Below are 22,565 nucleotides of genomic sequence, written 5' to 3' on the forward strand. Positions count from 1 at the left end.
GTCACCGGACCTCAACAGGAATAGTGGAGATGAGCGGTAGCTTAAGGAAACGGCAGCAGTGTTCAGGCGCATCCAAGAAGTTTGTTTATTTAGCGTTTCCGTCTCTGCATGGCCACCCCATACGAGGGCCGGGGACGAGGCACCCGCTCCGCTTGATGAGAGGTGGGCAACAGTTCCTTTTGGTTTTTTAGGATCACCGGATCAATCACATTGCCGCACTGTATACAGTGTTTGGTGGTGATCCACAATTCTCCTTCGGGGTTGGCTACATCCAAACAGTATCCCTTAATGAGGAGGCCTCCACATCGATCACAAGACGATTGATTCATCATGTGGGCAATTTCATTTTCGACCTTATGGGCTGCGGTAGAGGGTTTTTTTGTTGTCGGTGGCATGGCATACCTCTTTACTCGTTAAGTACATAAGTGAAGTTGATCATCCAACATTAATGTTAAATGTCACCCTAGAGTGGAATTTCCCTCATGACAACTGCATAGATCCCTGGCTTTTGGATAATGACGAAGACCCTGGGATTCCGCCAGAATAAAGGGGAACTCCGGATTTCCTGAGCAAATAAACACCAGCTTGTAAGGAGGGACCTTTGAGCGTGCCTTCCCGGATTGGGAAATCTCATTTGAAACTTTATGTTTGAGGTCGAACGATTATTCCCCCTCACTTTTCTACTGTATCACCCGGAGAGATTTTGGCCCCATAGGCATGTCTTCACGATTGAATGATTAACAATTTCGTAAGGGCTTTTCTGGACTTCTTGCTCAAGGTCGGACTGGATTTGTCCGTTCACAGAAAAGTTACTTCATGATATTTATTAGGCAGATTATGCGATTCCGGTACAATCTGTTTGGTTCAAGCGGGGCAGGTTTGAGTACCCCAATTTTACAGACAAAATTTATCCACATTTACCGAGGAAACTCCATGAAACAATACGACAGAGATGCTACACCAGGAAAAATGGTCAGTGTGTTCATCACGGGGATAATCATTGGAACCGTGACGACGTTTTTGTTATGTCCGCAATCCGGGCGGGAATCACGTGGTCAAATTCGTGATTATGTCCGTCGAAAAGGAGAAGATTTGAACGATCTGCAGGAAAGAACCGTTGAGACGTACCAAGACATCGTGTCCGGGACTCGGAAGGGATGGGAAGATATTCAGGAGACGATTCAAGATGCAGTACATGCGGGAATGGATGAATTTCGTAAGGAGTTGAACGACATAAAAAGCAAAGTATAGTGGATTGGCAAGAGTGTCGCGTGCTTCAAAAACGTCGGAGAATGATCCTGTTTTGATAGTGGATATTAAATTTGTTTTTCCCCGTGGTCTTGCCACGGGGATATGCATTGTTGCTTAGTGTTAGGAAAGCAAAATCTGTGTCTTGTGTGGCAAGTGAGCTCTGCCCAGGGTGAAACGTAATGGCACATTTTATAGAAGTCCCGCTGTCCTTCCTTGTGCCCTTGTGCCCAAAAATTGCATGCGGTGCACCCCCTGATTTCATTAAATCACCCAGGCACAAAACAGGAAGTGCCAAGGTTGGTTTTGTGTTCATACGCGCATTTGTCGATCTAACAATTTGAGCGCGGTCGATCCTGATCCATCTTAAGTATCACCAGGCCTCCACGGAAGTTCGCCACATATTCGGCATGGTCGTGTCGTCCTTTCCCTGCAACCGGAGAATGTGTCCGGTGGGGCTGATTGAAAGTCTTGCGCATGCCTGTTGGCTGGGTTTTTAGTGTGTGATTTCTGGGGTGTGGAGTAAGCGTCGATAGGGAATATTGCAGGAGGTCGCGAATCGATGTGGCATCACTTGACCAAATGCCTGATTACAAGGTTGCGACAGGACTGGATAGCGATGCCAGCCAGACCCTCATTCGGCCGGGAAGGGGGTGGGAACTATCGTCATGCTTTGCCCGAAAATTAGTGAGATGGTTGGATAGGCGTATATTCCGGAGGATTTTCGGCTCGCGTCGGGGACCATTGAACGGCGACCACTCTTATTATGGCCAATACCACTAATATTCCACCCAGGATCATCCATTGCTCCAGATGGGCTTCCGAAAACCATTTCGAGATAATTTCGGTCAGCATGACCACGAGAATCGTATCGACAATGAACGTGACTTTGACCCGTCCCTCGGAAAAATAAGTGACGGTGGTTTTAAACACCTCAACAATCGCGAGAATAATCAATGTGTCCACGATGAGTTGACGAAAGACCTGTTCAAGGGGTTCCGTGAAAAGGGCTTCCAAATTCAGAAAAATTCTCAGGACACCTCCAGCAAGCCCTACGAGGATGGTGACAATTAATAAACTCAGGACGGCTTTGATGCCTTTCATCCAGAAATGATTCAGGTCGGCCTCCAACGCCTTGGCCAGCCACGCGGATGACTGTTGAAAGGAGCTATTGAACAAGGATGGATCGGTAGAGGGAATCGTAGCTTTCATGTCTTTATAATTCATCCTTTGCAACAGGAACTAATAAATCGCGAACCGAAAGCATCCCGAACACCTGGGCCTTATTGCCTACCACTAAATGTCTCGTGTGAGCCGCCTGCATGATCCCGGCAGCCTCAAAGATCGACTCCGATTCATTAATGGAAACAAGGGGGCTGCTCATGATATCTCCGACCTGGATATATTCTGCAGGGAAGTGAAAGGCCACGACCTTTCTTACGATATCGCTTTCAGTCACAATGCCCACGAGCTCTTCCCCGCGTTTCACCAACAGGCTTCCAATTTTGCGGATTCGCATCAGGTTGGCGGCCACGGAAACCGCCTGGGTGAACTCCACGCAAGCCAGTTCTCTCGTCATTAACTGTTCAACTCGTACCATGGTTTTCTCCTTTGTTCATATGAAGGTTCATGATGGAATGTACCGCTTTGGTATTAAATCTGTGTCGCAAGTATGTGACGCATGTGTAACATTTCATCTGGCCCCCTCCTTTTGCGGTGAAAGTCTAGGGTAGAATGCCTCGGAAAGGGAGGGCGGATGAATATGTTTGATTGGAGGCATATCGGTATGAAACGATCGGCAAGGTTGATGGGACTGGTGGTGGTGGGGGGGATCTTTTTGGGAGGGTGTCAGACGCCCCAGTTTCAAACGTTGAAAATTTTAGATACTCCCAATCGTGTGGTGGCGCTACAGGCTATGCGGGATGCCTATGGTGGAAAAGGCTATGATCATCCCGTGTCTTTCACAAACGAGGAAATGATTCAAATTTTGCAGGGCATCCGGGCGGAAAAAGCAGGTCTATACCGTGGTTCGTCCTCCGGGAGTTCCTCGACGCATCCCGTATTCAGCCCATCAGAAATTCAATTTTTTGCTCCCTTGATTGTGAAAGGGTTGAGTCAAGCCACTCCGGAAGAAATGGTCACCTTCTTCGAAACTGCTGAAATTGAAACGGATGATCTTGAAAAGAATTTTGCCATCACCACCTCGGGCGGATTCTATGTAGCCGGGGGGAATTTCCACGTTGTGGTGAGCAATCTTTCCGTTAAAACTCCACTCTGGCAGGATACGCAGAGATCGAGTTATGACGTAGACGCGGTTCGCACCAATTCTCTTGAGCAATTAAAACCTCAGCCGGGTCTGCTGGTTTTTGAGCCGCGGGAGTTTTTGGTGGAGTCCGCCGATGGAGAAATCGGGAGCTTTTTAAAAGGCAAGCCCTGGCAAGCCGCCATTCGGTATCGGGATTTTTTAAAGCATTCCCTCGCTTCCCCGTCACAGAAGAATTAAGGGAAATGCGATAAGGTTTTTCCTCTCATGTGACGGTGGTATAGGTGAGAGGGGCTTTGGTCTGATTCTGAGGCGTAGAGAGTGCTTGGGTAAGCTGCCCGCCCCCTTCATGAAGCCTGTTGTCTAATTTGTGGACGAGAGGCTTGCAAGGAAAATCCGGTGACCATCAATTAGAGTTCCTCCGCAATATCCGTCATATGATCGCCGGCACGTTCCAACCCCTTAGCGATAAATAATCGTTGTGTTCTGTCTGGAAGGTTCCTGGTTTTCTTGCTCATGATGCGGAGCAGTTGCTGAAACAAATTGTCGTATCCGGGATATTCGCAGTCTGGTCGTAGGAGATCGCGCGCGTTTCCATTTCATCGATAGAGACAATGGAAGAACAGGCCTCTTCCGGATATTAAAAACCGAGAGAGGCCTGTTTTGTGGGACGAGAGGAGGAGTGCCTTTGCGTCCCGGTAAATTTAAAACGAGACGTCCCATTGCAGGCGGACCCGCTGCTCATGTTGGTTCTGACCTGCCGGCTGGGCCAGCGTAAGCCAGGAGCCATCGAGGGTGATCTTGTTTCGATGCCCGGCAAAAAACCAATTGATGGCGGTCGTGTATTCCTGCCGCCGGTCATCGGGAGCGGAGATGTTGGGGTCGACAAATGCATAGCGGAAGGCCACTTCCAACGGTTTGGGCACCGCCGGAATGAGATAGTGGGGGAAATACCCGACCTGCGAATAACTCCCCATCATGTTGGTCTTATAGCCCGGCGCACCTTCCGGATAACTGTCGTCCTTGACCTCTTTCCAATGGTATTCATGTTGAATGGAAAGCCCCCGCCATTTGAAGGCAAATTCCTCCACCATGCCCTGCACACGGTATTGCCCGGCTGTCGCAGCCGAATCGGACGTATAGGGCACACCGGCGGAATTGTCTTCGGGCAACGTGCCGCATCCGCTCGAGGACCATCGCGTACATTTGCCGATAGTGGTGTAGGCCCCGAAGGCCAGGCTTCCCGTCGGTTGCTCATGAAATTCCACGTCACTTTGTGACCATTTCAGATCCCGGCCTAAAAAGTTCCATTGGTACCGTCCGAAATACATCATGTTGGCGTCGTCGTTGGCTTCTCCCCGGCCGGATCCGGTAAAGACGCCGGCATAATACCGGGAGTCAAAGGCCGTACCGGGTGCCAAATGGCCATAGAGCATGGCTCCGACCTGTCGGTCGATGGTAAAGATCTCATTGACGATTGATCGTTCCACGAACTGCTGAGTGCCGGACGAGTCTCTTCGTTCCCGGTTATAGTCGACTTTCCATTGGCCGAGTTGGAGTGAGAGGAATTTGAACTTTTCTAAGCTAATCCGCCAGTCGATTAATCTGGTCGATCCAGGTGACCCGCCGGCATTGGAAGTGGATTGCAAGTCCAACTCGAAATAGTACTTGATCCAGGGTTGATACCCATGCCCGCCGATTTTCATGCGAACCCGGCGAAGTTCCAGAGTACTTTGAGGACCCGCATTAAAATCTGCGGCAGTTATCGGATCTCCGTTAGTGGGATACGTAAAGCGACCCTGAAACCGCCATTGAATTTGAGTGGCAAATTTGCCATCCTTTGTTTTAAATTCAAACCCCTTATTTCCCCAACCGACCTCAACGGGAAATTGATCGTCAAATGCTTTTTGTTGCTCCACAGCTTTTTTCTCTTCTGCAGCCTCAATCTTGATCCAATCTTCTTTCGTAATCACCTCTTTTTCACGCAACACATCAATCAGGGCGTCACTTGCCTGGACATTCAGCTGAAAAAACAAGCTAAGGCACGCCATTGTCGTGAACAACCAGAAAACTTTCATGCAACCGACCTCCCCTTAAAAAGTAAGCTCCTATGGTTCGAAATTGAGTGGGAAACTTCATGCATCATGGAAGGGAGACTACCCCGAGCTTGTTACGAAAGCGTTAAGTTGAGGTCAAGGAGAGGTAAAAAGGAGGGTGTCAGTGTGCCGGTCTACTGAGGGAGTTGAATTTTGATGAGTCCGTTAAAGAAGGAGTGGGAGTAGCAAAGACGGTAAGAGGACAGAGAAAGTGTGAAAGCAGGAAAGTGGAAGGAAGAGCGATGGACGAAATATTTAAAACGAGACGTCCCATTGCAGGCGGACCCGTTGCTCATGTTGGTTCTGACCTGCCGGCTGGGCCAGCGTAAGCCAGGAGCCATCGAGGGTGATCTTGTTTCGATGCCCGGCAAAAAACCAATTGATGGCGGTCGTGTATTCCTGCCGCCGGTCATCGGGAGCGGAGATGTTGGGGTCGACAAATGCATAGCGGAAGGCCACTTCCAACGGTTTGGGCACCGCCGGAATGAGGTAGTGGGGGAAATACCCGACCTGCGAATAACTCCCCATCATGTTGGTCTTATAGCCCGGCGCACCTTCCGGATAACTGTCGTCCTTGACCTCTTTCCAATGGTATTCATGTTGAATGGAAAGCCCCCGCCATTTGAAGGCAAATTCCTCTACCATGCCTTGCACACGGTATTGCCCGGCTGTCGCAGCCGAATCGGACGTATAGGGCACACCGGCGGAATTGTCTTCGGGCAACGTGCCGCATCCGCTCGAGGACCATCGCGTACATTTGCCGATGGTGGTGTAGGCCCCAAAGGCGAGGCTTCCTGTGGGGAGCTCATGAAATTCCACGTCACTTTGTGACCATTTCAGATCCCGGCCTAAAAAGTTCCATTGGTACCGTCCGAAATACATCATGTTGGCGTCGTCGTTGGCTTCTCCCCGGCCGGATCCGGTAAAGACGCCGGCATAATACCGGGAGTCAAAGACCGTACCGGGTGCCAAATGGCCATAGAGCATGGCTCCGACCTGTCGGTCGATGGTAAAGATCTCATTGACGATTGATCGTTCCACGAACTGCTGGTTGCCGGACGAGTCTCTTCGTTCCCGGTTATAGTCGACTTTCCATTGCCCCACTTGCAGGGAAAGGAACGAAAATTTTTCGAGCGAGATCCGCCAATCGAGCAATTGAGGACTGACCCCGGAATTGCCGGATTCCGAAGTGGACTGCCAATTCATTTCGAAATAATATCTAATCCAGGGTTGAAAGCCATGCCCGCCGATTTTCATGCGAACCCGGCGAAGTTCAAAGGTACTCTGTGGATCTTCATTAAAGTCTGCAGCAGAGATAGGATCTGAATCCGTGGGATAGGACCAACGTCCTTGGAACCGCCATTGAATTTGGGTGGCAAATTTGCCATCCTTGGTTGCAAATTCAAATCCTCTTCTTCCCCACTCCACGGAAACGGGAAATTCTTGGTCCATACGGGTATTGAGTTCTTGCTCTCTTTTTTCCTGCTCGGCCTGAATACGGACCCAATCTTCTTTGGTAATGATGCCTTTTTCCAGTAACACATTCTCCAGACTGTCTTCATAGAGAGGGTCCACGGCCCAGGCCTGGGTATGGGCTAACAGCCCGTAACATAGCAATGCCAAAAACAGGTGTTTCATTCCTATGTTCTCCAATGAAATGTGACGGAAGGAGACCGAAGTTGAAGTGAGAAATTACAATATTAACAGGTGTGGCACAAGAGATTTATCCTCTTGCACCGGAAATATAGGCTGCGGTGAGTTCATGTGCAGGAGTCTCAAATATGGCTTGGGCGGTGTCATATTCGATGAGTGTACCAATCCCGTCACATGACCAGAAAAACGCGATGTGGTCGGCAATGCGTCGAGCCTGGGCCAAGTTGTGAGTGACAATAATGACGGTAACATGACCCCGCAAGGCGACGATCAGATCTTCAACGATTCCGCTGGACAAGGGATCCAGTGCACTGCAGGGCTCATCAAGCAGAAGGATATCCGGCGCCAACACAAGTGCTCTTGCCAGGCAGAGTCTCTGTTGTTGTCCGCCTGATAAGGCTTGAGCGGGATGGTCGAGCCGGTCTTTGACTTCCTCCCAGAGACCAACTTGCTGGAGGACATTTTCCATGGCGGAGGCCAGGAGCGTGCGGTCATACGTTCCGTGTTCACGGAGGGGAAGTTCCAGATTTTTGCGAATCGAAAAAGGGAAGACGGTGGGTTTTTGAAAAATCATTCCCACGGTACGACGCAATTGAAGGACATCGGTCGTCGGGGCGAAAACATCCAGTTTTTGCATGTGCAGGTTCCCCGAAACCAGGCATCCTGGTATCAAATCCGTCAAGCGATTGAGGCTCGTGAGAAAACTGGTTTTCCCGCAACCTGAAGGCCCCACTAATGCCGTAATGCATCCCCGGTGAATGTCAAAAGTGACATTCTGAAGGACCTGACGACCCTGATAGGCGATAGAAAGATTTTTCGCACGAATATGGGGGATAGGGTCACAACAGGGTTTCGTGGATGGGTAGGGAAGCCACGCTCTCAATCCGGACCGTTCGTCGGGATCAGGGATTATGCGGGAAGTTGATTGAATGACATCCATCGTGTGGCCATCCGGGAAGAAAAATAATTAATGATGAACAAAAGGCCCACTAAAATGAGAGCGGCGGCATAGGCATGGGGATTGCCCCCGGCCACATTCATGGCCAGGTCGTAGATGTGCACAGCAAGAGATCGTCCTGAGTCCATCAACGATTCCGGCATCCGGTCCACGTATCCACTGGTAAAAATCAAGGCTGCGGTTTCTGCAATAGCTCGGCCGAGTCCGAGAATGACTCCCACGAGAAGGCCTGGCATGGCCGCAGGGAGGAGAATGGTTCGAATGGTGGTCGGCTTGGAAAGGCCAAGGGCTGCTGCGGATAATCGTTGCTCATCGGAAATGGCGCGAAAACTTTCTTCCACTGTGCGAATTAAAATAGGTAATACCATGCAGGCCAATGTCAGCCCTCCGGAAAGAATGGAAAATCCCAATCCGAGGATTTGGCAGAACAGGGCGTTGCCAAACAGTCCGAAGACAATTGACGGTACGCCTGCCAGCACATCCAGTGAGCCTCGGATCAGTCGGCCCAGGACATGATCATGACGGGTGTATTCGGCAAGAAACAGTGCGGTCCCCAATCCCAGAGGTAAGGCCACTCCCATACATACTCCGAGAATCAACAATGTGGATACGAGGATGGGGCCGATTCCGCCTTCCCGCCCCGCATTCTGTGGAGCAGAGAACACGAAGCTGAAGGACAGATGGTTCAACCCGTTCCAGAGTAAATCACCTAGTAAGCAGAAAAATGGTACGGCGACCAGGGTGGCCGCCATCCAGATAATCGCGGTCGTGCCATATTCTTGTAGGTATCTACTTCGCCGGAACATAAAAATTCCGATGTCGCAAGCCCTCTGCCACGCTGACCACCAGGACGACGAGTCCCATAAGGAAAAGACCACTGACAAACAATGCGGCCCGGTGATCGGCCAACGCATAGGACATTTCCAGGGCAATGTTTGCTGTCAGGGTTCTGATCGGATCAAACAGATGGGACGGGGCGCGAACGACGTTTCCACAGACCATCAGAACGGCCATGGTTTCTCCTAGCGCCCGCGCCAATCCCAACAGGATACCGGTGAAGAGTCCAACTTTTGTGGTGGGAATAATTACATGCCAAATTAATGACCCTCGGCTGAGTCCCAAGGCTGAGGCACTCTGAATATAGGCGATGGGAACGTGGGCAATGCTCGCGAGGGCCACTAACATGATGGTGGGTATGATCATGAGCGTCAGGATGAGGATGCCGGCCAGCAGACTCGTTCCTGGAGGGTGCCAGCGGCCGATGATCGGGACCAGAACCATGAGACCCCAGAAGCCGAACACGACTGAAGGAATTCCTGCCAGGAGTTCGACCATGCGTCGGTACCATCGGCTTAGTAGAGGGGGGGCATAAAAGTGACAAAAGATGGCTGACAGAATGCCGAGAGGCGCTGCGAGGAGAACCGATCCGGCGGTCGTCAAAAGGGTACCCCAAATCATAGCCGTCAGCCGATACGATTCATCATTCGGGGACCAATCGGGGTCGTGGAAAAAACGCGCAAAACCAATGTCCTGCAAGGCCGGCCAGGATTCATAAAGGAGAAATGCTACGACCAGGAGCAAGAGTCCACCAGCCATCAACGCGAGAAGGCGCACACTCCACGAGAGCAGGAATTCACCTTTGGAGCGGGACGAAATATTGTTTGAGAATGAGATCATTGGCCTGAGAGGACCGCGCGAAATCAATAAAGGTTTTAATGAGTCCTGTCGGAAGAGACTTTGTTACAAGCGTCAGGGGACGCGAGAGGGGAAACGTGCCTTCCCGGACCGTTTCAATCGTGGCCGGAATGTGGTGCAGGGGTAATAATCGGATCGGTATGCCGTGGGTAGCATCATACTGTGCTGTTCCAATGGAGACATATCCAATCGCATGAGGGTTGCCGGCCACGGTCTTTATGCCTTGTTCATTGTCTCCGATGACCACATGAGCGTGAATGTCGCGATTGGAGATTTGGAAATAGTCCAGAAATAATTCCAAGGTGGAACGCCCTTCTGCTTTGTTCACGACGGTAATGGGTGCATCAGGCCCGCCAACCTGGTTCCAATGGGTGATTCCCCCGGTGTAAATAGCCTTGATTTGGTCATCGGTTAATTCCTGAACAGGATTTGATCGATGCAGGATGATGGTGATGCCATCATGGGCAATGACGGATCCATGCAGCTGGTGTTCTTGAGATTTAAGCGCACGAGATGCCATCCCAATGTCCGCGACTCCATTCATGACGTCAGTAATGCCGCGAGAAGAACCTCCCGTTTGGATATCGACCCTGATATCCGGATGACGTGTCTCAAATTGTTTTCCGATTTCCGCGATCAGGGGAGCCATGGTACTGGATCCGGTGATGACAAGCTTGTGTCCTTCAGCCTGGGCAAGCGATTCACCTGACAAATCTATCGTGCAGAGGGCGATGACTCCTATGGTTGCAAAAAGGAGGGCGGCAAGAGAAATATTTTTCACCATAGGTCTTTTCAAACAATCCAGGAGCGATCTTAATCAAAAGAGATTTTACAGCATCCAAGGTTGATGGCTTTTCCACTCGTTGAATCGGCGACATTGTCCGGGAGTGTGTAGATCATGGTTTTTCCCTCCCGTGTGGCTTCCACCAGGCCGTTATCCCGCAACACGCTTAAATGATGGGATAATAAACTTTGTTCCACGTCCAATTGTTCCATTAATTCCCCGACATTTTTTTGTCCGGACATAAGAGCTTCAAGGACCGCCAATCGTGTTGGATCTGACACCACCTTTAATTTGCTTGCACAGGAAGGAGAAGTGTTTTTGATTTTCATTTCACGGGAAAATAATGAATGGGAAGTCTAGATAAATGAATGTATATTCATATGAACAGAATTTAATAAGAACGGTCGTTATGAGTCAAGGTCAACCGGCCAGGTAGGTCTGGCAAGTCTTGTTTCCCGCCCGAATGTATTCTGAAGAATCTGAGGGGACCGGGTCGTAAACTTCTCTCGAGGTGAACCCTATGGGTTCTAGAAAAAATTTAACTTATTTGTAACATGCGTGACATTTGGCTGACATACGCGAGCGGTAAATTTTGACCTAAAGGGATGATATGGGAAGGACGAGACGGATGGCGCTCTTCCTGATGGTAATGAAATTTGGGTGGCCCCATGGCCATTGGACCGGTCAATTATACAACAAGGAGCGAATATGAAGTTGAATGAAAGTCAATTCCTTAAGGGTGTGATGTTGTTTGGGTTGATGTTTATAGTGCTGAGTCCTCCTGCCATGGGAGCAGACGACTTGTTTCCCAAAGTGGACGAACAGGTTCCCCGATATTCTCCACAAAGCCGTGTGTCGGGAAAGGTCGAAATCGACGGGTCCAATACCATGAAAACAATTTTGGAAACATGGAAAGATAAGCTGGAGAAAATTCATCCCGATTTGGAAATCATTCTGAAGACGGACGGATCCAACGCGGGGGTTGAATCGTTAATGAGCGGGAAGACGAAGATCGCGGCCATGTCGCGTCCGATGACGAATCAAGAAATCGAGAAATTCACCAAACAACTCGGGTACGCACCCACGGCGATTCCGGTTGCGGTCGATGCGTTTGCTATCTTTGTTCATAAGGATAACCCGCTTGATCACATTACATTACAACAATTGGATGCGTTGTTCTCCTCGGACAGGCGCCGTGGGGCTCCGGAGTCCATCGACACGTGGGGACAGTTGGGCCTTTCCGGGGTATGGGAAACATCTTCCATTGTTTCTCACATTCGGGATACGAAATCAGGGACCGGACAGTTTTTCAGGGAATTCGTCATGTTGAATGGAAAAGACAAAGAGATGAGTCTTGTTCAACCTGGTGCCGCCTCGGTTGTTCATGCCGTCACGAATGATCCTTATGCCGTCGGCTATAGTGGAATCGGCTATCGCACCAATTCCGTTAAACCTTTACATGTGGCTGCCGGTGAAGGCGATTCATTCGTCGAACCGACATTCCAATCCGCAACGGATGGATCCTATCCGCTTCATCGACGGTTATACCTCTATGTAAATGAGCCTCCAAATATGGAACATGCTCCTTTCCTCTCCGAAATCATTCAATTCGCGTTGAGCCTGGAAGGCCAACAGGTGGTTGCTAAATCGGGATTTTTTCCGCTTCCTACTAAAGACCTCGTAGCGTTGTCCGCTGCCTGGTCCAGACCGATGGCTTCGGTCGCTAATACGAAGGGACCGAAGAATCTTAAATAGTCCGACCGTATTCGGGGAAGTTGCCGGCAGCAAGAATGCTGGATTTCCTCTCAGACTCTTGCGGCCTCACACCTGGAAGCCGGGAGTCAATTCCTGACAAGGAGCCGGGAGGCAGGCCGTATACCATTCATGACGATCTCGTTGAATAGAATGAGAAGGTCTTTCCTCAATACGGGTACGTGCCGGTGACATCCTTTTTTGTCGACAGGAAATGGGAGAGCGAACCCTGACAGCAAATGAGGCAGGGATTCACAAATAAAAAATTCTAATTGGTGCAGAATCGGGATTACACCAGTGAAGGATGTGGAGTGGGGCTGACGTCCACGGATACGGCGAGCGTATGTTGTCCGCCCCCAACCATGAAGCCATTGATCGGACTGACATCCCCATAGTCTCTTCCCCAGGCCAAGGTGATGTGTTCATCGCCGGGAATGATATTGTTGGTGGGATCAAAGTCGACCCAGCCAAGACCGGGACTCCATGCAGCTACCCACGCATGTGAGGCATCGGCGCCCACCAGTTTTTCCTGACCTTCAGGTGGATGCGTCAGAAGGTATCCACTAATATAGCGTGCGGGCAAACCCAGGCTGCGGAGTGCGGCAATTTCCAAATGAGCAAAGTCCTGGCAAACGCCCTTTCGTGAGGTGAGGACATCATGAACCGGGGTGGACACATCGGTCACACCTCCTTCGTACGTGAATTCCTCAAAAATTCGACTGGTTAATTCCATCACACCGGCCAGAAGCGGACGCCCGGACGGAAAACATTCACGAACAAAATCATACGTGGCATCGTCAATGGTGATGTATGGGGAATCATACATAAATTGTTGGGCTTCCAGATTCGGTGAATCCACCGGATTTTGGAGTTGTTGGATGACCTGTTCCCACGGCGGACTTTGATCCAGCGGAATCGGCTCCGGTTTGAGGACCTCCACGACGGTTTTGGCTTCGACGATCAATTGAGGATGGGGGGTTTGAATGGTCAGGTGAGTAATGGGATTGCCAAAATAATCTTCGCCTTCCGAACGGACCGTTGGCGTGGGTTCCAAGGTCACGGTCGATCGGAGGCAATGTTGTCGGGGATGGGATCTGGGAGTAAGACGTAAAACATGATGAGAAATGGCAACCGGCTGGGTGTAGGCGAAGGCGGTCCGGTGTGTAACCTGATAGATCATGGGATGCCCTCAAGCCATTGAGGCCCTGAAATCCGTTGGGCCAACGAATGACTGAAAAAGGTATGAGCCACCACATCGGAGAGTTGATGCACATGTTGGTCCAGTTGTTTAAGTAGTCGTTCAAGGTTGATTCGCACGCCGGTTTTCGTCGTGCATTGAGCAAGTTCCATCATGTCCGCCAATCGAATATCCGTGCACCCGCGTGTGGTAATCCGCTGTGCCGGGTTAAGGGAAGCAGAGGCTTCCTCCCGGGGCAACGCGTTGATGTGTGCCTCAATCGTCAATAACTGAAAAATAATTGAGCGGGGATTGGTATCGTCGGCCAAAAGCAAATCCAAGACTGCAGCAAGTTTGGCTTCAGCCTTGTATCGGGTTCGGTAGGTAATGGAGGCGTCGGCCAATTCCAGAAGCAGATTGAGGGCGCCGGTCGTCTCCGGTGTTCCCCGTGATGCCAAATGATGCATGAGTTTGGATAAGTGTCTCACGCGTTCCAGGCGTCGTCCCATTTCCAGAAAACGCCAGGCATAGCTGCGGGTCATATTTTCCATGACCATGCCGTTGAGTGCTGCCAGATGTTGAATCATCCGGCTCAACAGTCGAATCGCATCGTCGATGCTTTGCCCTTTTGTCTGGGCCCATTCCTTTGGCACGCTGGTGAGTTCCATGAGAATATTCCAGGTGTCGAGGGACAACCGGTGACGAACCAGTTCTGCGGTACGTCGCACATTCTGGAGAATGGTTGCCAAGCCGTCCGGCGTATCCGGGTCAAATAAAATCGTTCGAAGTTCCGCCTCCACCGCGCTGGCTCCGCCTTCCACGGCCCGTTTAGCGCGTCGGGGCGATAAATGCTTTTGCATCACGAGGAGTGACACCAGGCGATGCAGGGTCTCAGGATCATCACCGATTCCCGCCTCTCCGCTCATGCGTGACACCAGGCTTCGTAATAGACGGATCGCGCCTTCAGCGCGTTCGGTGTAACGCCCCAGCCAGAAGAGATTATCAGCGGTTCGGCTGGGTAGATCCCTTCCTCCCCGCCGAAGCTGAAGCGTATGATGGGGCAGCGTGACGGCTGCCGGAACATCAAGAGGACCGCTCGACTTCACCCAGGTGTCTTTACTGAAATCACCGGGTTCATGCCAGTGCCCACGAGGATCCGATCGAACCGACACGCGAGCGAGTCCACCCGGCATGACGGTATAGCCGTCCTTCGTGGCTGTCAGATAGATGCGGAGAGTCATTGGGACCGGTTTGAGCTCATCCTGAGATGTCCAAAAGGGAGTCGTGGAGGGCGAAACGATTTCCCGTCCCACGTATTCATGCCCACGTCGCGCAATGGCTTGAGCCAGGGCTCCACGGTCTTCCTCCGTCAAGTCAGGCCCGAAGGAGGAGAGACGGTCGTGCGTGAGACCCCGCTTGGGTGTCAAGACACGACGAATTAATAATCGGCTCATATTGTCGAGGACGTAGGCGCGCTCGTTAGACTGTCCACACCACCAGGTGGCGACACTGGGAATTTTCAGTCCTTCACCAAAAAAGAATTTGGATAATGTCGGAAGAAAGCTTAAGAGGACTTCGCTTTCGATCAATCCGCTTCCGAGCGCATTGGCTAAAGTGACGTGTCCGGCTCGAATGGCTTGGAGTAACCCTGGGATTCCCGTTGTGGATTCGGTCATCAATTCGAGAGGGTCGCAGAGGTCCGAATAAATCCGGCGTAAGACCAGGTCAACGGGCTTAAGACCATCGACCGTTTTCAGGAACAACCGTTCATCGCGTACGGTCATGTCCGACCCTTCCACGATCGGATAGCCCAGATACCGAGCCAGATAGGCATGCTCAAAATAGGCCATATTTTCCGGGCCCGGCGAGAGCACGACCGCCAGGGGATCTTCACGTTGGGAAAACTGGAGAAAACTCTCGCTGAAGGTCTGGAAAAAAGAAGAGAGTCGTTGGACCTGAGTTCGGGCAAACAGGTTGGGTAAAGACCGTGAGACAATAATGCGATTTTCGAGAGCGAATCCGGCACCGGTTGGTGCTTCGGTGCGATCACGCAAGACCCACCATTTCCCATCTGGCGCTCTCGCCACATCGAATGCCAGAAAATGTAAATAGGTCCCTCCTGCCACCGGGACGCCATGGCAGGGCTGCAAAAACTGGGGATTCCCGAACACCACAGCAGGGGGTAAAGTTCCGTTTTTCAGCAATTGTTGCGGGCCATACAAATCACTCAAAATATGGTTGAGGAGACGGGCCCGTTGAATCAAGCCTGCTTCAAGATGTTGCCACTCCTCCTGGCTGATTAACAGTGGGAATAAGTCAAGCTGCCAGGGTCTGTCCCGTTGTCGTTCACTTTGACTGGCAAGATAGGTCATGCCGTCATCTTTCAACATTCGTGCGGCGGTTTCGTGAGCCAGGCGGCGTTGGGTAGCATCCAGGCTCTCGAATTGTTTCAACAGATTTTGCCAATGCGGACGAACAGAACCGTCAGAAGCCACGAGTTCATCAAAGGTATCCTGTTGAGGCGGGTACATCGTGGTGGGTTGGAAATGGGAGTCCGCAGGTTCGGAAGAATGAAAGGACGCCATGGAGTGTATCAGGATATTTCTCGTTGAGGGATGGTCAAATTTACCTTACCGTTTCCTGGATACCCTGTCCACTGCAGGTGATTATCCAGGCCATCGGAGGTCCAGCGTGCAAGGAAATTCCGGGCGGGAGGTATCTCGTGGTTCGGTATAGGGTCCCGCAGTATGACCAAAGGAATGAAACCTGGCCAACCGGCGGCTTTCGGCTTCATAGGCGTTGACCGGGAAATGTTCAAAATTACGTCCGCCCGGGTGGGCCACATGGTAGGTACATCCGGCAACCGCCCGCCCGGCCCATTGATCATAAATGTCAAAAGTCAGCGGGGCGTCAATTCCGATCTTCGGATGTAAACAGTTGGGAGGCTGCCAGGCTCGATATCGCACGCCGCCGACCGCCTCTCCTTGTCGTCCCGTTGGTATCATGGGCACCCGTTTGCCATTGCAGGCAATAATATACCGGTTTTCAGTTAAGCCGGACAGCTTGATCTGTAGGCGTTCGACCGAGGAATCCACATACCGTACGGTGCCGCCAGGTGCCCCTTGCTCTCCCATGACATGCCAGGGTTCCAGAGCCTGTCGAACTTCCATCACCAGACTGCCATAGTTGATGGAACCGAAGTGAGGAAAACGGAACTCCAGGTGAGGTGCGAACCAGTCGTCTTGCAGTTCGTACCCGGCGCGATTCATTTCCTGGATAACTTCATGGAGATCCTGAGCGAGAAAGTGAGGCAGCATAAAACGATCATGAAGTTGGGTTCCCCATCGTACGAGGTTGCCCTGGTCCGGAGTTTTCCAGAAACGCGCAACGAGGGCCAGGAGCAGAACCTGTTGAGCCAGGCTCATGCGTTCGTGGGGCGGCATTTCGAAGGCACGGAATTCCACCAGTCCAAGTCGACCGGTCGGGCCATCCGGGGAATAGAGTTTGTCGATACAAATCTCCGTGCGATGCGTATTCCCCGTGACATCAATGAGCAAATTTCGAAAGATCCGATCGACCAACCATGGCGGTGGTGGCGCCCCGACGTCGGGAGCGGGGACTTGGGCAAATCCCAGTTCCAGTTCGTACAAGGAATCATGACGGGCTTCATCAATGCGGGGAGCCTGACTGGTCGGGCCGATGAAGAGACCGGAAAAGACATAGGAGAGGGAAGGATGCCGTTGCCAGTAAGCGATCATGCTGCGCAGGAGATCGGGCCGACGCAGAAAAGGACTGTCAGCAGGAGTGTTGCCTCCCATGACCACATGATTGCCTCCCCCGGTTCCCGTGTGTCGTCCATCCAACATGAACTTTTCCGTGCCTAATCGGCAGAGCCTCGCTTCTTCATAGATGGCCGTGGTAATCGCGACCATGTCCGCCCAATTTTTCGCGGGGTGGATATTCACCTCGAGCACTCCAGGATCAGGAGTAATTTTCAAAACGTTGATGCGGGGGTCATAGGGGGGCGTGTAGCCTTCCAAGTGAATTGGCTGGTTTAATTCCGCAGCGGTGTCTTTAATGACGGCAACCAGATCAAGATAATCTTCAGCCGATTCCAGAGGCGGCATGAACACGCAGAGTTGCCCATTACGAGGTTCCACCGTGAGAGATGCGCGAACCACACCTCCTGCGCCGATCCCGCTCTGCTGTCCCATGATCATTTGAGCCGGATCATGGTGCTCCCCTTCTCCCCGTAGCTTTTGAAGCCGGCGTTCCTGAAGGGAGGATTCCCGGATCGGATCCGGCAAGGGTCCACGGATGTCAAATGGGTCAGTCGGGATGATATAGGGGTAGTCTTTGGGATCAATAACCGGTAATGACGGGAGGGGCAATCGAAAGCCGATTGGCGAGTCACCGGGGACCAAAAACAAGTGCTGACTGCGTGTGGTCCATGCGGCGGTGACCCAGCGACGAGGTCCGTCCTTGGCATTCCACCGTTGCAATGGCAGGACATACCCTGCCGGTTTGCCTAGACCGCGTTCATACACTTTCGCGAGCCGGGCACGAGCCATGGGGTCGTCGAGATTATTGGTGGCCGGTTCGAGATTTTCCGGCAGCTTTCGTTCCTGACCGATGAAATGCCAGGGATCTTCATAGACGGGTTGAATGGTTTTGGTGCCTACTTCTACCCGTTTGGCGATTCCCTGAATAAAGTGGTTGGCATCATCAGCGGAAATGTTTGAGACGTGATTTTCCTCGGCAAAGAACTGGTCCTCCTGCCAGATCGGTTTTCCATCCTGCCGCCAATAGAGGCTAAAGGCCCACCGTGGCAACGGTTCGCCGGGATACCATTTTCCTTGGCCAAAGTGCAGAAGACCTCCCGGGGCGAAACGCTCCCGTAAGCGTTTGATGAGATTCGCCGCCAATGGTCGCTTCGTATCACCGACAGCTTCGGTATTCCATTCAGGAGCATCGGGATGATCGATGGAGATAAAGGTGGGTTCTCCTCCGATTGTGAGCCGGACATCGTTGGCTGCCAATTCCTGATCCAGTCGTTGTCCAAATTGATCAATCGCCTGCCATTGTTCCTCTGTGTATGGCTTGGTAACCCGTGGCGTTTCAACAATACGGGTGACCGACATTTCATGAGAGAATGTCGTCTCACAAATCTCCATCGCTCCACTAATCGGCGCAGCGGTCAGAGGATGAGGTGTGCAGGCCAGGGGGATATGCCCCTCTCCAGCCAGCAGGCCGGACGTGGCGTCCAATCCCACCCACCCGGCCCCCGGCAGATAGGCCTCCACCCAGGCGTGAAGGTCTGTAAAGTCCCGATCGGTACCAGACGGACCATCCAACGATTTCACGTCGGCGACAAGTTGAATCAAATAGCCGGAGACGAATCGACTGGCAATACCCAGGTGGCGAAGGATCTGCACGAGGAGCCAACCGGTGTCCCGGCACGATCCACGTCCCAGTTCCAGTGTTTCATCAGGGGTTTGCACGCCGGGTTCCATGCGGACGACATAGTCGATTTGAGACTTCAGTTGCTGATTGAGACCCATTAAAAAGGGAACGGTAGGATCATCGTGTGGCGCGGTGAACTGTCGCAGCCATTCTTGCAGTCGCGGGCCTGGTGATTCCATGGCCAAATACGGCAGCAGGTCCTCTTTGACCAGGGGATCATAGTTGAAGGGAAGTGTCTCGGCGTCCGGCTCCAGAAAAAAATCAAAGGGGTTATAGACGATCATGTCGGCTACAAGGTCGACTTCCACATGAAATTCCTGAACCTTTTCAGGATAAATAATTCGTGCCAGATAGTTGCCGTGGGGATCCTGTTGCCAGTTCAGGAAATAACCGTTGGGCTCAATCTTAAGTGCGTAACTCAGAATGGGCGTCCGGCTATGGGGAGCGGGCCGCAACCGGATGACGTGAGGCCCCATCTGAACCCGGCGATCGTAGTGATAATGCGTTTGGTGATTGAGTGCGACGTGAAGTGCCATGAACAATCAATAGCCCATGAAATGCCTGTCTTGGTGAAAGAAAAGCGGAAAAATGAAATGACCATCTTCACATGACGGATCAACGGATCTTAGCACTCTCCTGTATTCTTTGCACCATTCTCTTTCACCTGAACCATTTCCAAAAAGATCCAATCATCGCGTCAGGACAAGCTTTGTATGGTCCGTGTTCTCTTGTTGAAATTGCTATTGTGTCGGTCGCCTATGCTACACTCTACACCGTCATTTTCGGTGAGATCGTCTTATGGCCCAGAGGCCACTGATTAAAGGATAGGGTTGTGAAATCGTTATTTGACCGCTATCAAATGAAGCCGGGATTCGATGAAATGTTCGAGTCGACCGGCGTTCCACGCCGTCATTACCGGCGTCTCGTCGAACGACTACGGAATTTCTCTTCGAAGGATCTGGAATTGAAGCGGCGTCAGGCCGATCAGGCGTTTTTGCGGCAGGGGATTACCTTTACCGTCTATGGCGATCTTCAGCAAACGGAGAAGATTTTTCCATTTGATTTGATGCCACGAATCATCCCGGATCTCGAATGGCGGGTTCTTGAAGAGGGGATCCGCCAGCGCGTCATGGCCCTGAATATGTTTTTAGTGGACTTGTATGGCGAGCAACGGATCCTTAACGATCACGTGGTGCCTCGTGAGCTCATAGAAAGTTCCGAGCATTTCCAGAAAGATTTAGTGGGCTTTTGTCCTCCCAAAGAGGTCTTCATCCATGTCTCGGGAGTTGATTTGGTCCGGAACCATGAAGGCCAATACTATGTCCTGGAGGATAATCTCCGGACACCATCAGGCGTGTCGTACGTTCTGGAAAACCGACTGGTCATGAAGCAACTGTTTCCCAACCTGTTTGCCGACATGCAAGTCCGGCCTGTCGATCAATATCCGACGCAACTCCTGGAGAATCTCAAGTGGCTGGCTCCCCTCAGTAAAGAAAATCCGACCGTCGTCCTCCTGACTCCGGGTGTGTTTAACTCCGCCTACTTTGAACATTGCTTTTTATCCTTACAAATGGGGATTCAAATGGTGGAAGGCCGCGATCTGGTGGTGGAATCGGATGATAAGGTCTATATGAAGACGACCCAAGGTCTCCAACAGGTGGATGTGATTTATCGCCGGGTGGATGATACCTTCCTCGATCCTGAAGTGTTTCGCAAGGATTCCGTGTTAGGCGTTCCCGGTCTGGTCCGGGCCTATCGAGCAGGGAATGTGGGCCTGGCCAATGGCATCGGGAACGGGATCGCCGATGATAAAGCGGTCTATACCTTTGTGCCGAAAATGATCGACTACTATTTAAGCGAGAAACCCATTCTGCAAAATGTCCCCACGTATTTGTGCGGAAACCCGGAAGATCGGAAGTATGTATTGGAACACCTGGAATCATTGGTTGTGAAAGCCGTGGCGGAATCCGGCGGATATGGAATGTTGATGGGACCCAGCTCGACCAAGGCCGAACAGGAGGAATTTCGGAAGAAAATAGAAACGGATCCGCGAAGCTACATTGCCCAGCCGGTGGTGACACTCTCGCATCATCCGTGTGTCGTGGATGGAGAAGAGAATATGCGATTGGTCGGGAGGCATGTCGATCTTCGGCCCTTCGTGCTCTGGGGGGAAGAGATTTCCTTGTCGTTGGGAGGCCTGACCCGTGTCGCTTTAAAGGAAGGCTCCCTGGTCGTGAATTCTTCGCAGGGCGGGGGAAGCAAGGATACCTGGGTGCTCTATGGAGATGAATGAGCCATGTTAAGCCGGACGGCAGAATCGTTTTTCTGGATCGGGCGCTCGGTGGAGCGGGCCGAATACACGGCCAGGTTCGTGGATGTGCATTTTCATTTGCTGACGGAGATTGCGACCCAGGAAGACCAGGCCAATATTTGGACTCGATATTTGGAAGACACCGGTGAACTGGAAGCCTATACCAAAATTTTTGGGGAAGTTCAGACCAGGCCGGTTATGGAATTTGTCACGCTTTGCCGGGACAATCCGAATTCGCTGACAAATCTTATTGCGGCCGCCAGAAACAGCGCCCGCGGGATTCAGGATCAGTTGTCCAGCGAAGTCTGGCATTTTATGAATGATTTTTATCTCAGCCTCAAGGGAAAGACCGAACTTGATCTATGGTCGGATACCCACGATTTGCTCAGGTATGTGCGGAATACCTGCTACACGTTGGACGGGGTTGTCGGGAGCACGATGGTCCACGATGAAGGATGGAACTTTTACCGGTTGGGACTGAATATCGAACGGGGTGGACGGACCGCTCGACTCATTGATATTCCTGTCCTCAGTGATCCCACGACGGAACCCAGGAGAATTTCCGAATATCATCAGTGTTTAGCCGCGTTGAAATCGGCCAGTGCCTTCGAGGCCTATCGGAAATTTTATTCCACACAATTGGTGCCGAAACGAATCGTTGAATTTCTCCTTTTTCATGGTAAATTCCCTCGATCGGTCCGGTATACGACGGCGCAAATCAGTAAAGTCGTGGAACGGCTGGCGGGAAGCAGTCGAAGGGCTGAAACTCGTCAGGCGATCAGATTAAGTGGGGCCTTGGCGGCGGATCTGGAATTCGGCAGTCTGCAAGAGGTCTATTCCACAGGCTTATCGCATTTTCTAACCCAGGTGCTTGAGCATTTTGACCAGCTTTCGAACCTGATCGCCCTGGCATTTTTCCGCACGAGTGGCTATTCCACCGCTTCTCAATCCCAAACTCAATCTCAAACCGTGTAAAAGCGGTTTCCCTTGGGGAGGGGACCTCGAATCTCCCTTGAGTTCCCGATAGCCTCTTCTGTTCTCTGTTGTAGTCCAGGTCGAACTGGGGTAAGCTTTCTCCGTTTCCTTTACAAAGCCTTGCCACTCTCATACATAGGTGAATAGCGAATCATTGGTATTCGTGTTGTTCCCCCAGAATCTCACCATA

The 22,565-nt window shown here is 51.6% G+C and carries 19 protein-coding genes; 5 read left to right on the forward strand and 14 right to left on the reverse strand.

From position 1 onward, the window contains the following. Positions 1-89 precede the first annotated feature (89 nt). The gene (locus PP769_RS11950; protein ID WP_312640349.1) at positions 90-395 is read right to left on the reverse strand and encodes a hypothetical protein; all 306 of its coding nucleotides are present in this window, start codon (positions 393-395) and stop codon (positions 90-92) included. A gap of 538 nt (positions 396-933) precedes the next feature. Between PP769_RS11950 and PP769_RS11955 the strand changes: the two genes are divergently transcribed. Next, positions 934-1,251, forward strand: a complete 318-nt coding sequence (locus PP769_RS11955) for a YtxH domain-containing protein (RefSeq protein WP_312640351.1) — start codon at positions 934-936, stop codon at positions 1,249-1,251. Positions 1,252-1,932: 681 nt separating this feature from the next. Here the strand turns inward: PP769_RS11955 and PP769_RS11960 are convergent. Both PP769_RS11960 and PP769_RS11965 read right to left on the reverse strand, forming a co-directional pair. Further along, positions 1,933-2,460 (reverse strand): phosphate-starvation-inducible PsiE family protein, encoded by a 528-nt coding sequence (locus PP769_RS11960; RefSeq protein ID WP_312640353.1) that lies wholly within the window; start codon positions 2,458-2,460, stop codon positions 1,933-1,935. Positions 2,461-2,464: 4 nt separating this feature from the next. Continuing rightward, positions 2,465-2,848, reverse strand: coding sequence for a CBS domain-containing protein (locus PP769_RS11965; protein ID WP_312640355.1), 384 nt, complete (start codon positions 2,846-2,848; stop codon positions 2,465-2,467). 186 nt (positions 2,849-3,034) lie between these two features. Here PP769_RS11965 and PP769_RS11970 point away from each other — a divergent pair, with 186 nt between their 5' ends. Beyond that, the gene (locus PP769_RS11970) at positions 3,035-3,751 is read left to right on the forward strand and encodes a hypothetical protein (protein WP_312640357.1); all 717 of its coding nucleotides are present in this window, start codon (positions 3,035-3,037) and stop codon (positions 3,749-3,751) included. Between the two features lie 170 nt (positions 3,752-3,921). Here the strand turns inward: PP769_RS11970 and PP769_RS11975 are convergent, their stop codons facing one another. From PP769_RS11975 to PP769_RS12010, 8 genes are all read right to left on the reverse strand, one after another. Further along, positions 3,922-4,053: a PhoU domain-containing protein gene (locus PP769_RS11975; RefSeq protein ID WP_312640359.1), complete on the reverse strand. Its 132-nt coding sequence runs from the start codon at positions 4,051-4,053 to the stop codon at positions 3,922-3,924. 162 nt (positions 4,054-4,215) lie between these two features. Then, on the reverse strand, positions 4,216-5,589 hold the full coding sequence (locus tag PP769_RS11980; protein ID WP_312640360.1) for a porin: 1,374 nt from the start codon (positions 5,587-5,589) through the stop codon (positions 4,216-4,218). Positions 5,590-5,862: 273 nt separating this feature from the next. After that, positions 5,863-7,245, reverse strand: a complete 1,383-nt coding sequence (locus PP769_RS11985; protein WP_312640362.1) for a porin — start codon at positions 7,243-7,245, stop codon at positions 5,863-5,865. Between the two features lie 85 nt (positions 7,246-7,330). Then, positions 7,331-8,200, reverse strand: coding sequence for a phosphate ABC transporter ATP-binding protein (locus PP769_RS11990; protein ID WP_312640364.1), 870 nt, complete (start codon positions 8,198-8,200; stop codon positions 7,331-7,333). Beyond that, complete coding sequence (gene pstA / locus PP769_RS11995) at positions 8,170-9,024, reverse strand: phosphate ABC transporter permease PstA (protein ID WP_312640367.1); 855 nt, start codon at positions 9,022-9,024, stop codon at positions 8,170-8,172. The genes PP769_RS11990 and pstA overlap by 31 nt, the downstream gene beginning before the upstream one ends. Next, positions 9,008-9,832, reverse strand: a complete 825-nt coding sequence (gene pstC / locus PP769_RS12000; RefSeq protein ID WP_312640369.1) for a phosphate ABC transporter permease subunit PstC — start codon at positions 9,830-9,832, stop codon at positions 9,008-9,010. Before pstC ends, pstA begins: the two co-directional genes overlap by 17 nt. Before the next feature lie 19 nt (positions 9,833-9,851). Then, on the reverse strand, positions 9,852-10,697 hold the full coding sequence (locus PP769_RS12005) for a phosphate ABC transporter substrate-binding protein (protein ID WP_312640371.1): 846 nt from the start codon (positions 10,695-10,697) through the stop codon (positions 9,852-9,854). A 29-nt stretch (positions 10,698-10,726) separates the two neighbouring features. Next, positions 10,727-11,026, reverse strand: coding sequence for an ArsR/SmtB family transcription factor (locus tag PP769_RS12010; protein WP_312640373.1), 300 nt, complete (start codon positions 11,024-11,026; stop codon positions 10,727-10,729). 379 nt (positions 11,027-11,405) lie between these two features. Here PP769_RS12010 and PP769_RS12015 point away from each other — a divergent pair, with 379 nt between their 5' ends. Then, positions 11,406-12,452 (forward strand): PstS family phosphate ABC transporter substrate-binding protein, encoded by a 1,047-nt coding sequence (locus PP769_RS12015; RefSeq protein WP_312640375.1) that lies wholly within the window; start codon positions 11,406-11,408, stop codon positions 12,450-12,452. A 286-nt stretch (positions 12,453-12,738) separates the two neighbouring features. Here the strand turns inward: PP769_RS12015 and PP769_RS12020 are convergent, their stop codons facing one another. The 3 genes from PP769_RS12020 to PP769_RS12030 form a co-directional block, all read right to left on the reverse strand. Continuing rightward, on the reverse strand, positions 12,739-13,629 hold the full coding sequence (locus PP769_RS12020) for a transglutaminase family protein (protein ID WP_312640383.1): 891 nt from the start codon (positions 13,627-13,629) through the stop codon (positions 12,739-12,741). After that, on the reverse strand, positions 13,626-16,211 hold the full coding sequence (locus tag PP769_RS12025; RefSeq protein ID WP_312640385.1) for a circularly permuted type 2 ATP-grasp protein: 2,586 nt from the start codon (positions 16,209-16,211) through the stop codon (positions 13,626-13,628). Before PP769_RS12025 ends, PP769_RS12020 begins: the two co-directional genes overlap by 4 nt. Before the next feature lie 81 nt (positions 16,212-16,292). Then, on the reverse strand, positions 16,293-19,625 hold the full coding sequence (locus PP769_RS12030; protein ID WP_312640387.1) for a transglutaminase family protein: 3,333 nt from the start codon (positions 19,623-19,625) through the stop codon (positions 16,293-16,295). Positions 19,626-19,948: 323 nt separating this feature from the next. Between PP769_RS12030 and PP769_RS12035 the strand changes: the two genes are divergently transcribed. Both PP769_RS12035 and PP769_RS12040 read left to right on the forward strand, forming a co-directional pair. Continuing rightward, on the forward strand, positions 19,949-21,382 hold the full coding sequence (locus PP769_RS12035; protein ID WP_441303062.1) for a circularly permuted type 2 ATP-grasp protein: 1,434 nt from the start codon (positions 19,949-19,951) through the stop codon (positions 21,380-21,382). A 3-nt stretch (positions 21,383-21,385) separates the two neighbouring features. Beyond that, entirely contained in the window at positions 21,386-22,375 is a 990-nt protein-coding gene (locus PP769_RS12040; RefSeq protein WP_312640391.1) for an alpha-E domain-containing protein, read from the forward strand. Positions 22,376-22,565: the final 190 nt, after the last annotated feature.

The organism is Candidatus Nitrospira allomarina (genome assembly GCF_032050975.1).
In the GTDB taxonomy this organism is placed as follows: Bacteria; Nitrospirota; Nitrospiria; order Nitrospirales; family UBA8639; genus Nitrospira_E; species Nitrospira_E allomarina.

Coding starts and splice junctions, on each gene's coding strand:
- PP769_RS11950 (WP_312640349.1), bottom strand. CDS start 395: ATGCCACCGACAACAAAAAAACCCTCTACCGCAGCCCATAAGGTCGAA.
- PP769_RS11955 (WP_312640351.1), top strand. CDS start 934: ATGAAACAATACGACAGAGATGCTACACCAGGAAAAATGGTCAGTGTG.
- PP769_RS11960 (WP_312640353.1), bottom strand. CDS start 2,460: ATGAAAGCTACGATTCCCTCTACCGATCCATCCTTGTTCAATAGCTCC.
- PP769_RS11965 (WP_312640355.1), bottom strand. CDS start 2,848: ATGGTACGAGTTGAACAGTTAATGACGAGAGAACTGGCTTGCGTGGAG.
- PP769_RS11970 (WP_312640357.1), top strand. CDS start 3,035: ATGAAACGATCGGCAAGGTTGATGGGACTGGTGGTGGTGGGGGGGATC.
- PP769_RS11980 (WP_312640360.1), bottom strand. CDS start 5,589: ATGAAAGTTTTCTGGTTGTTCACGACAATGGCGTGCCTTAGCTTGTTT.
- PP769_RS11985 (WP_312640362.1), bottom strand. CDS start 7,245: ATGAAACACCTGTTTTTGGCATTGCTATGTTACGGGCTGTTAGCCCAT.
- PP769_RS11990 (WP_312640364.1), bottom strand. CDS start 8,200: ATGGATGTCATTCAATCAACTTCCCGCATAATCCCTGATCCCGACGAA.
- pstA (WP_312640367.1), bottom strand. CDS start 9,024: ATGTTCCGGCGAAGTAGATACCTACAAGAATATGGCACGACCGCGATT.
- PP769_RS12005 (WP_312640371.1), bottom strand. CDS start 10,697: ATGGTGAAAAATATTTCTCTTGCCGCCCTCCTTTTTGCAACCATAGGA.
- PP769_RS12010 (WP_312640373.1), bottom strand. CDS start 11,026: ATGAAAATCAAAAACACTTCTCCTTCCTGTGCAAGCAAATTAAAGGTG.
- PP769_RS12015 (WP_312640375.1), top strand. CDS start 11,406: ATGAAGTTGAATGAAAGTCAATTCCTTAAGGGTGTGATGTTGTTTGGG.
- PP769_RS12020 (WP_312640383.1), bottom strand. CDS start 13,629: ATGATCTATCAGGTTACACACCGGACCGCCTTCGCCTACACCCAGCCG.
- PP769_RS12025 (WP_312640385.1), bottom strand. CDS start 16,211: ATGGCGTCCTTTCATTCTTCCGAACCTGCGGACTCCCATTTCCAACCC.
- PP769_RS12030 (WP_312640387.1), bottom strand. CDS start 19,625: ATGGCACTTCACGTCGCACTCAATCACCAAACGCATTATCACTACGAT.
- PP769_RS12035 (WP_441303062.1), top strand. CDS start 19,949: ATGAAGCCGGGATTCGATGAAATGTTCGAGTCGACCGGCGTTCCACGC.
- PP769_RS12040 (WP_312640391.1), top strand. CDS start 21,386: ATGTTAAGCCGGACGGCAGAATCGTTTTTCTGGATCGGGCGCTCGGTG.